This window comes from Citrobacter sp. Cpo100 (assembly GCF_030332595.1).
GTDB classification, from domain to species: Bacteria; Pseudomonadota; Gammaproteobacteria; order Enterobacterales; family Enterobacteriaceae; genus Citrobacter; species Citrobacter portucalensis.
The window spans coordinates 118237-134083 of sequence record NZ_JAOWHM010000035.1; the positions used below are offsets into that span (position 1 = coordinate 118237).

General features: G+C 49.7%; 8 protein-coding genes. 2 read left to right on the plus strand and 6 right to left on the minus strand.

The window, feature by feature from the left end; genetic code table 11:
* The first annotated feature begins 527 nt into the window (after positions 1–527).
* Together OGX96_RS13090 and OGX96_RS13095 are read left to right on the plus strand one after the other, a co-directional pair.
* A complete protein-coding gene (locus OGX96_RS13090; RefSeq protein WP_008784033.1) occupies positions 528–1106 on the plus strand; it encodes a helix-turn-helix transcriptional regulator in 579 nt (192 codons plus the stop codon).
* A gap of 197 nt (positions 1107–1303) precedes the next feature.
* The gene (locus OGX96_RS13095; RefSeq protein ID WP_286583248.1) at positions 1304–10648 is read left to right on the plus strand and encodes an autotransporter outer membrane beta-barrel domain-containing protein; all 9345 of its coding nucleotides are present in this window, start codon (positions 1304–1306) and stop codon (positions 10646–10648) included.
* Between the two features lie 144 nt (positions 10649–10792).
* Here OGX96_RS13095 and OGX96_RS13100 read toward each other — a convergent pair whose 3' ends face one another.
* The 6 genes from OGX96_RS13100 to rclA form a co-directional block, all read right to left on the minus strand.
* On the minus strand, positions 10793–11560 hold the full coding sequence (locus tag OGX96_RS13100) for a putative bifunctional diguanylate cyclase/phosphodiesterase (protein ID WP_003831149.1): 768 nt from the start codon (positions 11558–11560) through the stop codon (positions 10793–10795).
* Between the two features lie 100 nt (positions 11561–11660).
* Positions 11661–12242 carry a helix-turn-helix transcriptional regulator gene (locus OGX96_RS13105; RefSeq protein WP_003831148.1) on the minus strand — a complete coding sequence of 194 codons (582 nt, stop codon included), beginning with the start codon at positions 12240–12242 and terminating at the stop codon, positions 11661–11663.
* Between the two features lie 21 nt (positions 12243–12263).
* Positions 12264–12959, minus strand: a complete 696-nt coding sequence (locus OGX96_RS13110) for a flagellar brake protein (protein WP_103015057.1) — start codon at positions 12957–12959, stop codon at positions 12264–12266.
* A 569-nt stretch (positions 12960–13528) separates the two neighbouring features.
* On the minus strand, positions 13529–14089 hold the full coding sequence (gene rclC, locus OGX96_RS13115; protein WP_008784029.1) for a reactive chlorine resistance membrane protein RclC: 561 nt from the start codon (positions 14087–14089) through the stop codon (positions 13529–13531).
* An 11-nt stretch (positions 14090–14100) separates the two neighbouring features.
* Positions 14101–14331: a reactive chlorine resistance periplasmic protein RclB gene (gene rclB / locus OGX96_RS13120; protein ID WP_032941888.1), complete on the minus strand. Its 231-nt coding sequence runs from the start codon at positions 14329–14331 to the stop codon at positions 14101–14103.
* Positions 14332–14503: 172 nt separating this feature from the next.
* The gene (gene rclA, locus OGX96_RS13125; RefSeq protein WP_286583249.1) at positions 14504–15829 is read right to left on the minus strand and encodes a reactive chlorine resistance oxidoreductase RclA; all 1326 of its coding nucleotides are present in this window, start codon (positions 15827–15829) and stop codon (positions 14504–14506) included.
* Between the last annotated feature and the right edge of the window lie 18 nt (positions 15830–15847).

The following is a 15847-nucleotide window of genomic DNA, read 5'->3' on the forward strand; positions in this document are numbered from 1 at the left end:
AAAAACATCACAACGCTAAGAATTATCAACCTGGATACTCGAGTTTCAGGTCGATAACTGCAAATTTAGCGATATTTCTCTCTTCCCCTCGACGCCCCTTCTCTTTGTCCTGGTCTTGATTAAGAATTCTCCTACCCACCAGTAAGCCCATTAAGAAAAACGTATATCCATCTGAAATATAATGTTTTTCATGTAAATTCCCTCCAAAACAGATAGGAATACCCTGTCTTTATAGAAACCACTCAATCATTATTCATGCGATTCATAAGCGAAATCTATCAATCATTTACGCAGAGCTGAAATAAACGATTTATCTTAAATTTTAACAAAGTGTAATATCTACTTTAAGAATAGTTAATGATTCTAATAAATACAGAGAATATCTGTTTAATCTGGAATTAATAAGGATACGTTCACAGCACAGAACGTAATACGAGATTTAATTAACATTTCACGCGTCGCAAGAAACTCTTTTTTAACCTACAAAAAGAGGCGGCTGCTTGCACCAAAATTTCAAGGAGATCGTTATGTCAAAGGCTATTTTTTTGGGTGACTCAATTTACCCTTGGCTAGGCATGCGAGAAATCCTACGTGGCTCATCATTATATATTGATATCGCGTATTACTCCTCCCAGACGCTCTCTGCTGTCAAAATGCTTCCTTATGAAACGGATTGCATCATCATTAATCCTGACAAATCAGATTTTTTAAAATATGCCAGGATTATCCGCAACATGGCTTTACGACCTGTCACCAAAATTATTGTTTTGGCAGATGAAGCTACTTTTACTCTTTTTCAAACCGTTTGTGGGAAGAACATGCTGTTTCTTGATCAAGATGCCAGTCTTGATCGGCTACACCATGCCGTTACACGTATCACAAAAAACAATAACCAACAAAATATCAAAGCATTACACAACAAGATCACAGCAAACGAATTCAACGTAATGATGATGCTTGCACGAGGATGGTCACTGACACAAATCGCCGGGGCATCACAAAAAAGTGAAAAAACCATCGGGGCGTACAAAAGCAATATTGCCAGAAAACTCGGCAAAAATAACACCCGGCTCAAGTACACCATTTCTCACTATAGCCAGCCGTAACTGACTTATTTAAGGACAATTATCACGGTTATTATTTAAAAAAAGTTTTCTTTCGACTCGCTTTTTAATTCCGCATCGCACGGAAGGAAACCCTATTCCCAAAAATCGATTACCGGGTAGCACATCCGCGTGCCAACCATAGCCAACAACTCAATGTATTAACACATGCATAACAGGAATGTAGACGAGGGTTATATATGAACAAAGTTTACAGCATTATTTGGAACGCGGCGCTCGGTATCTGGGTGGTCGTTTCTGAATTAACCAAAGGAAAGAAAAAAAGCAGCTCGCGCAAAACTGTTGCGGTATTAGCAGCGGGTGCATTAAGCGCTGCTTCAATGCAGGTTTCCGCTGATCCGATTATCGATATCGGTGATCACAATATTTTCACCGACTACCAGGCAGGTATTTCCGTTGGGGATTATGCGGGTATCCACGACTACGGATTCTTATATAAAGATATCACTGCTGGTCAGGCGCTCAATATCAGCGGTGCGATCCCAACGATCAGTCCGGGTCAAAGTGGCGTTGTTGAATCAACGACCATCAGAGAGCTGCTGCAAACAAACAAAATCACTCTTAAGGCCACCAGCCCTGACCAGAGCGTAAAAACGATTACTAATGCTGAAGAGCTGGCGGAATACCTGACGTACAACCGGTCGTCGACGCCTTCACAGAGCACAGAATTCTCTATTAACGACCCGGCATTTCCTGGTGAGCCAGCATCAATTAAAGTCTTTGATACCCAGGAGTTAAGTAGCTTTCTTACCGAATCACAGATCGGCGATTCGGTATTAAACACCTACGATCCAACGTTGTCTAAAATCTATAAACAATTTGGCATCGCGCTGGCGACAAATGGCTCCATAGCCAATCTGGATATTGGCAACGACACGCTCAATGTCCGTGACAAAGCCAATACTATCGAGTTGCTGGCTAAAGACTCCTCCTTGCTGGAGGCTCAGGACGCAGGTAGCCAGGTTAACTGGCAATCCGATAACTATATAAAATTTAACGCCGCCCCAGTTATCCCTGAAAAAACGTTCGCCGGTTCAGCACAAACCTCCGTGTTTGGCGATGATGTAACACTCATGTCCTACGGCTATGATGCAGACGGTAAAGTAGTCGAAACGGGTACGCGCACATTTAACATTACCAGCACGCAGGAGCTGGCCGATTTTAACGACTGGCTGTTGGGTAAAAGCAGCGACGCAGCAGAAAACCCTGAAGGGCAAAAGGTCAGTCAACTGCAGTTGTGGCTGGATGTTGAAAACGGTGATATCACAACCGTCACCGCCGCGCAGACAAAATACGCGGAGCTGATTGATGGCTTGATCAACTCCAGCAAGTCTTCAGACGTGCTTACCTGGGATTACGACGTCTGGACCGACGGCTTGTCGCATAGCAATAACGCGACCGCTGGCCGCGGTGAGCTGCATGCTATTTACGCCAACGGTGCAGGCACCTCCGGCACCCTGAACAAAGATGCGATTATTGCCGTTGACGGCAGTATTAACGGTGTCATGAAATCCCTTAATGGCGGGGTTATCACTAACCTTGGCGAGCTGAACGCATTACGCACGTCTACCGGGCAGAGTCTGGCGATTGGCATGCTGGCAAAAGACGCAACGGCAACCAACAACGGGATCATCAACTCCGGGCTGTTTATCGACAAAGACGGCAATCAAAACGTCAACAGCTATGGCGCATTTGGCATGCAGGGGCAAGGCGCCAGCCAGATAGCAAACAACGGCACCATTAACCAGGCGATCACCACCGATAACTTTGGTACCGCGTCGGCAGCCGATCCCTGGAGTAAGGATGAGCCAGATTCTTCGCTGACGCTGGCTATTGGCATGCAACTGTCTGACGAATCGCAAGGCGTCAACAACGGCGATATCAACGTCGTGGACGGGCGCAAAAACGGTGCATCCTTTGCCAAAGGCACGGCTTATGGCGTAGAAGTCGCCGGGAATGCCACTTTCACTAACGCTCAGGATGCCTCAATTTATCTTGGTCGCGACGCAAGCGATCCGTCTAAAGATGTCACGATGGCTGGCGGCTCTAGTCTGAGCGCCGGGATCATGACCAAAAGTGCCAAAGAGGTGATTAACAACGGTCTGATCACGCTGGGAACCGGGATACGCAACGCCGCGGGAATTCTGGTCGGGAATGCCACGGGCAACGTTCTCAATACCGGCAATATCGTGATCAATGGAGGTTCTGACGGGGGCAGCAGTAAAAACTACGGCATCTCCGTACGCGACAGCGGCGCGGAAAATAATCAGGAAATCCGCAACGACGGCAAGATTAACGTAAATGGCACCAACAACGTGGGGATCCACGTTAGCGCCAATAACAAAAATGCCGAAGTCACCACCAGCGCTGCGGGCTCTATCGTGGTGGACGGAGAAGGCGGCGTCGGTAACCGTAACTACGCTATTTGGGCTGAAGGTGGCAGCAGCGGCCAGGCAGTGGTCAACGTTTACTCCAACATTACGCTGGATAAAGCCGGTAACATCGGTGTGCACGTACGTGATAACGCCATCGCTAACGTTGACAGTCTGAGTAGCCCGACATTCAACAACACCGATCAGATTGGTTATTACCTGTTTGGTAAAGGCGCTACCGCCAACATTGGTCAGGCGGTGATGAATGACAATGGTCAGGATCGTACCACCATTTTCCGTATCGCCAATGGCGCATTGCTGGCCGGTAACACGACTAACCCGAAAGATCAGTCCAGTTCCAACCTTGATCTTACCCTCAACGGTAAGAATTCCGTGGGCGTTCTCGCCACCGGCGCTGGCAGTAGCGTAGATACCGGTGAAGCTACGTTTACCGTTAAGGGTAGCGACTCAGCGGCGCTGGTTATCGAAGGCGGCGCGAAAGGAACTATCAGCGATAAAACGACCATCAATTTAACCGGCGAAAGAACCGTTGCCGGGGTTGTGGATGGTCAGGCTCACCAGTTGAATGGTGACACGCAGGGTAATCCGACTAGCACCACCCTCACCTCCAACGCGAAGATTACCTCTGAAGCTAGCGGCAATGAGGTTATCGCCTATGTGGCGAGGAATCAGGGCAACCTGATCCTGGATACCAACTCGATTATTGATCTGGCCAGCGTCGACAGCATCGGCGTTGATGTTCAAAAAGACGGGAGCTTAACCAATAACTCCTCCAGCGCCCTGCATGTCAGCAACGGCATCGGTGTTAGGGCTTCAGGTACCAGCGCGCAGATTAATAAGCTGGGCAAAGTTCAGGTTGATGATGGTACTGCTGGGGTTCTGCTCACCCAAGGAGCCAGCCTGCTGATTAACGGTATTTCTGGCGACAGTATTACTACCGATGGCACCGCTGACGGTATTCGTCTGGCCGAAGGCGCTGGCGCTCTGTCCGCGCAAAATGTGGAGATCAGTGCAAAGGGTGACGGTGCTGGCATTCAAAACGATGCTAACAATAACAATATCCTGTTACGAAACGTCACCATAAACTCCAACGATGGCGCAGGCATCCGCACCAGCGTGGCGTTGACCATGACCGATAAAGACAGCGCTGGAAATATCCTCAACGTCAACGGGAAAGGTACCGGCTTTGCCTTTGAAAAACGCGATGGCAGCTCGGTATCGGGCGATCTGACCATCGGCAAAGGCTACACCATTGAGGTGCTGAACAGCGAAGGCAGCGGTATCCGCGCTAATACCAACGGTAATGTCACCACCAATGCCGACATTAACGTGCATAACGACGCAGGCGGTTCGGCGATCATCGCGAAAAACGTCAGCGCCTTGACCAACAGCGGCAAGATTATCTCTGCCAGCACCACCTCACCGGTTATTGACGCCAGCGGCGACAGCAGTAAAACCATTACCAACACGGGAACCCTGCAGGCCATCAACGACACGGCCGTGGCCATTCAGTCCGGCAAAGGCAATGACACCATTGATATCAGCGGCGGTGTAACCAGCGGCGTAATCAATACCGGCGAAGGTGCGGACATCTTTAACTGGCGTAGTGGCTCCTATGCGGGTGAAGTGAATTTCGCCGGTACTGGCGGTAACAATAAAGCCAACATCGGCAATGTGACGCTGGATAAAACACGCCACATCACTACTGAAGCAGGTAGCGGCAACGCCCTCACCTTCACCGATACAAAAGGTGCGAAGATTGGTACGCTGGCTAGCGACAACCTGACCACTGGCACCAACATCGGCACCGGCTGGGATTCGCTGACCATCAGCGGCTCAAACGCAGATGTCCGCGTCGTAGAAAACCTGACGCTGGCAAGCAAAACCATTGCCGTAAACAATGGCGCAACCCTGAGCACCGGCGACCACGTCGAGCCGACCAGTACTGCCGCAAGCATTGGAGATTACAATGTTACGACCCAGGGCACAGGCAGCCGGGTTATCTTCGATACCCAGGGTGATGCTTCCGCGGCGCAAATTTATCGCGGTATCATCAGCGGTGACGGGAAGTTCGAACGTGCGGCGGGCGGTACCACGATCTTCACCGCTAACAATACCTACACCGGCTCTACCACTATCGCTCAAACCGGTACGCTGCAGTTGGGTGACGGCGGAAATACAGGCCAAGTCAGCGCCGTGTCAGACATTATCGACAACGGCATATTGGCGATTAATCGCGCCAACACCGTGCTGCTCAACGGCGTGATCTCCGGTATTGGCGCGCTGCAGCAAATCGGCGGCGGCATTACCCGTCTGAACGGCAATAACACCTATACCGGCGACACCACCGTTACCAACGGCACGCTGCTGGTGAATGGCGATCAAAGCGCGGCGCGCGGTGCCACCACCGTTAGCGGCACGTCCACACTTGGCGGTAATGGCACTATCGGCGGCAACGTGCTGATGAACGATGCCACGACCCTCAGCGCCGGTGACGGTGGTGCGGGTACGTTATCCATTAACGGTAATCTGCAGCTTGGTAGCAAAACGACTTCCGCTTTCGAACTGGGTCAGGCCTATACGCCAGGCGGCGCGCTAAACGATCTGATTAACGTCGCGGGCGATCTGCAACTGGACGGGACTCTGGATGTCACCACTTCACAGGGCGGTAACTTCGGACCGGGCGTGTACCGTATCTATAACTACGGCGGCACGCTGGATAACCAGACACTGGAATTAGGCGCAATACCGGACAGTCAGGATAAGAGCAATATTTTTGTCCAGACCTCCATCGACAAACAGGTCAACCTGGTGAACGCCAACGGCGTTACCCTGCAGTTCTGGGACGGCGCAACCGTCAATCAGAGCCACGGCGCGTCGGGTATTGAAGGCGACAGCAAAATTGACGGTGGCGATGGCAAATGGATGGCAATCGGCAGCCAGGGTGATAACAACTGGACCACCGCAACCGGTGAAGGTAACGCCCCTTGGGCACAGAAGTCCTTCGCCGTCTTCACCACCAAAGGCGGTACAGTTACCGTGGACAACGCCGCGGGAGAAGTTAACTTCTCCGGGGCACAGTTTGATGCCGATGGCTATGTCGTTAAAGGCGATGCGCTTAACGCGTATGCCACCACTGAAAACGCGACCCACGCAGGCCAGACGCCGGGAACAGGCGAACTGCTGCTGCGCGTTGGCGCCGGTGGCGCGGGGCAAAACTATACCGCGACCATTGAGTCTGTTATCCGCGAAGCCAGTACTGCTGATAAGCTGACGCTGGTGAAAACCGACCTTGGCCGTCTGATCCTCAGCGGCGATAACGAGTATCGCGGCGGCACGCGCATTGATGGCGGCACGTTGCAGATCTCCTCCGACAGCAATCTCGGCCAGAGCGGAACTGACCTGGCAATCAATAACGGTTCAACGCTGCAACTGGGCGCGGACCTGACCAGCAATCGCACCATCGAGCTGGGAGCGAATGAGAACGCAGCTGTGTTCGATCTCAATTCGCACCACTTCACGCCAACCGGTGAGATTACCGGCGACGGTAAACTGAAAGTCACCAGCAGCTCTAGCGATGCGGGCAGCACCTTGTCGCTCGACCGCGCAAACAGCTACAAAGGCGACACAGAAATTGCCGGTACCGGAAACACCAACAATGTGACGGTCAACGTCAGCAAAACCGGAGCCTTTGGCAGTAACGAAAGCAGCACCGTGAATGTCAATAAGGGCGCGACGCTCAATGTCAGCGGGACAGATACCAGCCTGAAATCCCTGACCATGAACATCGCCGACAGCCTGTTAACGCTGGCAGATAACGTCACCGCAGCGAGCGCAATGCTGAACCTGACGGGCACGGCGAAAGCGGTGTTAACCAACAACGCCACCGCGGGCAACGCGACGGTTAACGTGTCAAAAGACAGTACTCTGGCGCTGGAAGAAGACGCCAGCGGCGGTAATGCCACCGTGAACAACAGCGGACTGATGACCTTTGCTGACCAGGCGATGGCAGAAAATACCGTCGTTAAAAACCTGGCGGGCGGTAAGGTCGATATCAGCGCAGTCGACAGCGCAACATCGATCGGCTCCTTGTCCGGCGCAGGTAATGTCGAATTGGGCAATAAAGAGCTGTCACTGGGTAATCTGCATCTTGATGACACCATCAGCGGCATTATCAGCGGCAACGACGGTAGCCTGGTGAAAATCGGTGACGGTACGTTAACGCTGACCGGCGACAATACTTACACCGGCACCACGGACGTCAATGAGGGCGTGCTGCTGGTCAACGGTAATCAGTCTGCGGCTACCGGCCAGGTGACGGTGAAATCCGGGGCAACGCTTGGCGGAAACGGAATTATTGGCGGCGCGGTTGATGTGCTGGACGACGCTCATATTACCGCAGGTGCGGCCATCAACAGCGTGGGTAAACTGACTACCGGTTCGCTGACGCTCAGTGATAACGCACAGCTGGATTATCAGTTTGGTCAGGCTTACACCCCGGGCGGTGCTTTCAACGACTTGATTGATGTAAATGGCGATCTGACGCTCGACGGTAAGCTCAACATTGAAACCTCACCGGGCGGCAGCTTTGATGTCGGCGTCTATCGCGTCATCAACTACACCGGCACATTGACCAACAATGTGATGGATATTGCTAACGCGCCGGAAGCGGCTGACAGCCTGTACGTGCAGACATCGGTGAAAAATCAGGTCAACCTGGTCAACCACGCAGGACTAACGCTGCGCTTCTGGGACGGCACCGGCGGTGAGAATGGCGAGCTGAAAAACAACGGCGTCATCAACGGCGGCGACGGTATCTGGCAATCCAGCCAGGGTAACGACAACTGGACTACCGATGAATCAACGCCGGAAGGCGCGCTGAACGCACCGTTTACCGATGCCGCGTTTGCCGTCTTCCAGGGTGAAGCAGGCAACGTGACCGTCGATAACAGCAAAGGCGACGTCATCATCAGCGGCGCGCAGTTCGCCACCGATGGTTATCGCGTGGGTGGCGAAGCCATTACCACCGATACGGCCAACACCCTGATTCGCGTTGGCGATGGCACAGTAGACGGCGCCAACTACACCGCGACTATCGACAGCGTTATCCGCGGTACCGGCGGCCTGAATAAAGGCGATCTCGGTACCCTCATCCTCACGGGCGACAACACCTACAGCGGCGGAACGACCATCACCTCCGGGACGCTGCAGGTAGCGGGCGATACCAACCTGGGTGCGGCAGATACGGGAATTACCTTTAATGGCGGTACGCTGAAGTATGGCGAAGCGTTTGATACTGCCCGTCAGGTGACGCTGGAATCCGGCGGCGGGACATTCGACACCAACGGACATGACGTTTCTCTGCTGACTGAAGTCGAAGGTAACGGTCAACTGACCAAAACCGGTAAAGGCTCCCTCACCCTGACGCTGGATAACACCTACACCGGTGGCACCACCATCGAACAAGGCGTTTTACAGCTGGGTAACGGCGGTGATATCGGCAGCATTCAGGGGGATGTCGTTGATAACGGCGTACTCAACGTCAATCGTGGCGATACCCTGGCGCTGACCGGCAATATCAGTGGTAAAGGCCAGTTGCATCAGACCGGTAGCGGCATTACCGAGCTGCAAGGCGAAAACAGCTACAGCGGCGCGACGTTGATCGCCAACGGCGTGTTGCAAGCGGGTAATGCCAACACCCTGAGTAGCGCATCGCACCACTATGTGGTCGCAGACACCACGTTGAACACTCAGGGTTACAACCAAACGGTAGCGGGCCTGAGCAACGGTGGCGATGTCTCGCTCATCGGTCAGCAGACTGGCACAACCTTAACCGTCAAAGGGGATTACACCGGCGAAAAAGGGACTATCAACATGGCGGCTATCCAGAATGGTAGCGGCTCAGGCATTGCCGACCGTCTGATTATCGATGGCGGTAAAGCCAGCGGTAGCACGCTGCTGGATGTCGATGGTTCTGGTCTCGGCGCGCCGACCATTGGGGATGGTATCGAAGTGGTGACAGCGCTCAATGGCGCAACCACCACCGCACAAACGTCGCGGGATGCCTTCCATCTTGCCGCCGATCGTATGGCTGCAGGTGCGTTTGAGTACCAACTGCATGCGGGTAATGCTCAAGGCCTGGGTGAAAACTGGTATCTGAGAAGTGAATACCGTCCAGAAACCATGCTGTATTCTGGCCTCGCCAGCGTCGTACGTCAGGGTGATCTTAGCCTGTTGGGTAACATGCACCAACGTATGGGTGACGAGGTTAAACCGGGCATTGATGAAGACAATCGCGCGTGGGCAAGAATGATTGGCTACTCCGGTAAAACCAAACTGGATGACGCGGCCGGTACACAAACCAGCTCCCATACCATGGGCATTCAGGTCGGCGTTGATATGTATGCTAACGAAAGCTGGAAAGCCGGGATGTATACCAGCATCCTTGATATCGACAGCAACGTGAAAGGCACGAAGACAGGCAGCGATGGCAAAGGCGGTAACATCGACGACAACGCATTTTACGTCGGCGGCTATGCTACCTGGTTCTCGGGTGACGGTATGTATGTTGATAACGTCCTGCAGTACGGTAACCATAAATCCCGCCTGGAGGCGACCGGTAACAACGGCTCGTATACGGTCAGAGGCAACACGCTGACGGCGTCGACAGAGGTAGGTAAATCGTTCCGTTTAGGTGCCAGCGCATGGAGTCTGGAACCTCAGGCTCAGTTGATCTACCAGTACAGCGACTTTGATAACAGCACGCTGGATGGTGTGACACCAACGAAAGTGAAAATGGATACTGCGGATTCCTTTACCGCGCGTCTGGGCGTGCGTCTGGTCGCTGACTATGACACCAACCATGGCAAATTCCAGCCGTACGGCAGGGTAAACGTCTGGCAGGGTCTGGGTTCAAAAGACAAAACGCACTTTAGCAATGCGGTAGCCACCACCACGCTGGAATCTTCACAGCAGTACTCCAGCACTGAAGTTGCAGCCGGCCTGTCATGGTCCATCGACAGAAACCTGCAGGTCTACGGTGAGCTGGGTACGCAATTCAGCAACGGCGGCAGTAAATCGCAGGTAGAAGCGCCGGTCAATGCCTCTATCGGCTTTAAGAAATCGTTCTAAGCTGACATAAACTCACCAGCCCCCTGTTCTGCAGGGGGCTTTTTTTTGCCGTTCAAAGCCGCCTGATGCGCTACGCTTATCAGGCCTACAGACTTAACAGCAACGCGGAACAACTAAGGGGTTGGGAAACGTGAAAAGGAGGGATTAACGATTATATTGTGCTAAGAGTGAAGGGATCTCTTCTGCCAGCACCGGGGGAGAAATGAAAAAGCCTTGAATTTTGTCACAACCAATCTGCATCAACCGCTCCAGTTGGGACTGGGTTTCCACCCCTTCGGCAAGAACTTCAATGCCAAAATTATGCGCCAGTGAAATAATACCCTCAACAATCTTTGTTGATCGGGTGTCGGGCTCAATACCGGTGACAAATTCCTTATCAATTTTTAAGGTGTCAAAAGGATATTTCAACAGGTAATTAAGATTAGCATGGCCGGTTCCAAAATCATCAAGTGCAAGCTTGACCCCTATCGCCTTTAATTCCGTCATATTTTTAGCCGCAATCTGGCTGTCACACAGCGGTGACGTTTCCGTGACCTCTATTTGGCATCGATGGACCGGCAGTCCGGAAGTGGCAAGATTTTGTCTGACGCGTTGGGGTAGCAGAGGATCGCAGAATTCAAGCGCGGAAATATTGACGGATAATACAATGGGGTCAGGCCAGGAAGTTGCAACATCCCACGGAGAGTGAGTAACCATATCTTCAATGGAAATAATATTGCCGCTATCTTCCAGTAAGGTAATAAAAACATCGGGAGAGATCATACCCATCTGAGGACTATTCCAACGCATTAATGCTTCAAATCCGCTTATACGCTGGGCATGCAAATTGAAAATAGGCTGATAAACCATATAAAGTTGACTGGTATTCAAAGCCTTTTCAAGCGCAGTTAGCACCTCATTGGAATTAAACATTCCCCTCTCCCTCTACAAATCATAAAATTAAAAACCAGTCAAAATCACTCCCAAATTGTATCTACTATTAGGTGTATTACATCAGAAAAGAATGGTCAGGTTAGGGTAAAAAAGACATACGATGGGTAAATCTGACAATTAACTTATTTAAATCAGAGGTATTGGTCAGGCCAAGCTTGGCGACGACTCTCATCTTATGTGCCTGAATCGTTTTATAGTTCAGGCTAACTAACTCAGAAATTTCTTTGGCTGTATAACCACTTACCAGTAAGTTCAGGATCTGCTGTTCTCTTTCGGTTAATCTCTTCTGCGAACGATACAGTCGGGGGTTCCATTTCCCGACTGATAATTTCGCCAATTGACCAAAATCGCGCAGTGAAGATTTTTCAGTCAAAACTATTGTTTTTTCGACATATAATAACTCTACGCATAATTTCGCCACCAAACTATCAGCAACAATCACCACGACGTTATTATAAAATTTGAATCGGTTTTTATTCAAAAACTGAACAATGTCTGAACACGCTTGTTCATTATCAATGATATTAAAAACCATGGTTTGATGCTGGCATAATGATGACTGATGCAACATATCCTCAAACTGGAATGTTTGTATCGGTACATGTTTGCTGGTCAGGTAGGCAAACATACCATTGCCCACAAAATTATCACTGCCACACATCAACATCCTGTTCACCGTTCCTTATAAGCTTCTAATCTTGTTACTCATTAAAAATTTAATAATGATTTTCTCGACTTCAGTCTCTTCACGACGATTTTTAAAGTCGAACTCACATGAGATCTGATGACAGGAATACAACTGGTTATCCTCATCAAATTCATTGATCGGGACGACATCGATCACTTTTAAGTCCAGTTGTAAACTGCCAAAGGTATCGAAATCCAGAGATGCATTTTTAATCACCGCATCTTTGTAAAGAAAACGGGCGTTTACATCTTTAACGATTAACGCACAACCACCCTGCGAGATATTTTTAATCTTGAGAGAGTAGTTTTCTCCATTTTTGTAACGACCAAAACAGAAAAAGTCATAACCCTTCAGGAATGAAAAACGCTGATTTTGTCTCTGCTGGGCAAAGAAAATCATATCCGGGATGAAGTAGGATAATCCTGCTTCCGCACCTGCTGACGAGGTTTGTTCGAACCTGGCAGTAAACTTTACAATCCCGCTTTCACTGTGCAGGATAAAGTATTGGACCTTTTCAGGAACAATGTCTCCGTGTCCGGAGATGACAAACCGTTCGAAATCAATCTTCTCTAACTGCGTGATAACGCTACTGTCTCCACACAGGATTTCCAGTTTCGTTTTCTTATGAAGCTCTTCACGAAGGATAGCGATGATTTCAAACTTGTCTTCCTTTGCTAAGCCAAAGCTCATTCTAAAACCCTTATTTCCATATTTAAGATATGTCCCGCCTTTGGTTACTCACAAAACGCGAGATCAGCATCCACCCCTGGTGCTTAATTACCATAGTGGATTCCATGTCAAACAGTTGGTTAAAAATTAAGTTTTTAACTATCTTTAGTCAGTTATTGATACGTAAAAACATTTAATCAGGATTAATTCTAGCTCAAGCCAGGCCTAAAACCACGCGAACTTGCGTACTGGCTATAACAAAAGCGAATAACAAAATTTTTAAAATGAGGTTTTGAGATAACAAATAGCAAGAATTGTACAGAAAAAAATAAAGCAATCATGATGGAGGGGCTACGCAACATGCGGGTTGGCGTGCTATCGCGGGGGATAAGAGAAGATGTTTACTGCACTCTATCATTAACTAAAATATAGCCCTGACTCGTTATGCTTCTAAATTGAATAATTGCAATTTATATATGCTTAATAAATTTACCTTAAGTCAGAAAAAAAGCCAGCATCCTGCTGGCCCGGTAAGTACCGAATCGAACTATAGTGGCTTGCTATCTTACAGAGGGCACAACGTTAAAAATTCAATACCGCTGCTTAATTATTGATCGGGATGAATCTGCGATAATCATCACTGCTCCCGCCAACATTAACGTATCTTTTAACACCAACCGCCCGGCGCCTGACAAGTACGGAAATCCGTGGTGTAAATCACCCAGCGGCATTACCCATGCTTCTGGAGTGGTTATTAAAAATGATAAGGTAACAATTGGTGTGGCAAATGCCAGAACGCCGCCAATTAATCCCAACCAACGGCTAACAGGATTAGCCAGCACCAGCAAAGCGATAAGAACTTCGACTACGCCCAGGCCATTTGAGAACGTATACGTGTTATTCGCTGTCTGCCATTCACGAGCCTGTGGTTTGAATTCACCTTCGTGGGTTAAATGTTGTTTGTATTCTTCTGGATGCTCATAAAAAAATGACATTACCGGACTATTGGCGACAAACGGCGTAATGCTGTCGGCTTCGTAAGGTACAAATTTTAATAAACCAATCCAGATAAAAACAATCGCGATACTCAGGCGAATCAAGGTTAATCCAACTCTATCGCCTTTGCCCAATATACGAAGATACTTTTCCATCCCGGCTCTCCTTACTTGTACAAAATTGCCGTTGCGTGAGTACTGCTATCAATGCGCATTGAGGTAATTTTCCAGGAAGTAGCATTCTTTTCCTGCGCCAGTTTCGCAATGGCATCTTCCACCACGGAAGGAGATCCAGACACGGCTGATACGCTAACGTGGGCAACCTCGGTTTGCGCTAACGCGGAAAATGTCACCGGAGCAGTCAGTAACGCAGTCATTAGTAACGTAGACTTAAACATGTTCATTTCTATTTCCATTAACGAGTTATTTCAGTGGGAATATAATAAAACATGTCACTTTATTTTATTTCATCCGTAACGCCAAAATAACTGTCAATTAGTATCAGGAATATAAAAAATAAATAAAAAAAAGCCCCACACGGGTGGGGCAAATATGCAGACTACGCTATTATCATTTTATGAGAGAAAAGAGATCGTTTAATGATTCGCTCATACTTGGATGGGTAAATATCTGGTCACGTAATGTGGTATAAGGTAACCCCGCATCCATAACCGTCTTGATGATATTAATCATTTCATGAGAATCCACGCACAGCAGCGACACGCCTAATATTTGTTTCGTTTCGCTATCCACCACCGCTTTAAGAACACCACGCGTATCATTCATCACCCGCGCTCGCGGGATAGCCGCTACCGGCAACGTCACGACTTGCACCGCCGCACCGCTGGCGCGAGCCTGTTCTTCAGTCATTCCGACGCGGGAAAGCGGCGGCGTCATAAAGACGGAATACGGTACGTTTTGGCGATCGCCCGCGTTACGTAACCCCTCGCCTAGCAGGTTGTCACGCACAATACGGAAGTCATCCAGTGAGATATAGGTAAATTGTAATCCACCAGTGACATCGCCCATTGCCCAAATGTTATCTGCCGATGTACGCAAATATTTATTCACAACAATAGCACCACGATCGTTTACATCCACACCCGCTTTCTGCAATTGCAGGTTTTCTGTCGCCGGTTTGCGACCTGATGCTACCAACAGCGCATCCACCGTCTGGGCACCCTCCGGCATGTGCAGCTGTACTGCACCATCATGAGAGGAGACCGACTGCACGTTGGCATTGAGGATCAACTCGACGCCTTTGTCGCGTAAAATGTTGGCGATAGCGTCAGCAATATCCCGGTCCTCACGAGGCAAAAACTGCGGAGCTGCTTCATAAATAGTGACTTTGCTACCAAAGTTGGCAAACATCGATGCGAATTCAACGCCGATATACCCACCGCCCAAAATGCCCAGACGCTCTGGACGTTGCGTCAAATTCAACAGCCCGGTGCTGTCAAATACGCCAGGTGTCGTGGTTAATCCCTCAACGTTTGGAATCGTTGACTGGGCGCCAGTATTAATAAAGATTTTCTCGCCGCTCAGCTCAATCTCGCCTGTTGACTGCACGACTCGCACAGTATGGTTATCAACGAATTCAGCACGACCTTCAATCACATCCACGTTTTCCAGATCGGCAAGATTATGGAAATTTTTATCGCGCAGAAAACTGACAACAGAGGCCTTGCGTTGCATTGCTTCGGCAAAGTCATGCTGAAGTTCAGCATCATGTACCAGGGTTTTGGTTGGGATACAGCCGATGTTGATGCATGTCCCGCCATACATGGTGTTTGACTGTTCAATAATCGCTACCCGCCAACCCGTTTTGGCCAGTGTTGCCGCCAGCGTTTTACCCGCTTTGCCAAATCCAATAATAATCGCCTGATACTGATTCATGCTGTCTCTCCGCCAAGT

What these genes read in the sequence shown, in the direction of transcription:
- OGX96_RS13090 (WP_008784033.1), top strand. Translation starts at nt 528, where the DNA reads ATGTCAAAGGCTATTTTTTTGGGTGACTCAATTTACCCTTGGCTAGGC.
- rclB (WP_032941888.1), bottom strand. Translation starts at nt 14,331, where the DNA reads ATGTTTAAGTCTACGTTACTAATGACTGCGTTACTGACTGCTCCGGTG.
- OGX96_RS13095 (WP_286583248.1), top strand. Translation starts at nt 1,304, where the DNA reads ATGAACAAAGTTTACAGCATTATTTGGAACGCGGCGCTCGGTATCTGG.
- OGX96_RS13100 (WP_003831149.1), bottom strand. Translation starts at nt 11,560, where the DNA reads ATGTTTAATTCCAATGAGGTGCTAACTGCGCTTGAAAAGGCTTTGAAT.
- OGX96_RS13110 (WP_103015057.1), bottom strand. Translation starts at nt 12,959, where the DNA reads ATGAGCTTTGGCTTAGCAAAGGAAGACAAGTTTGAAATCATCGCTATC.
- OGX96_RS13105 (WP_003831148.1), bottom strand. Translation starts at nt 12,242, where the DNA reads ATGTGTGGCAGTGATAATTTTGTGGGCAATGGTATGTTTGCCTACCTG.
- rclC (WP_008784029.1), bottom strand. Translation starts at nt 14,089, where the DNA reads ATGGAAAAGTATCTTCGTATATTGGGCAAAGGCGATAGAGTTGGATTA.
- rclA (WP_286583249.1), bottom strand. Translation starts at nt 15,829, where the DNA reads ATGAATCAGTATCAGGCGATTATTATTGGATTTGGCAAAGCGGGTAAA.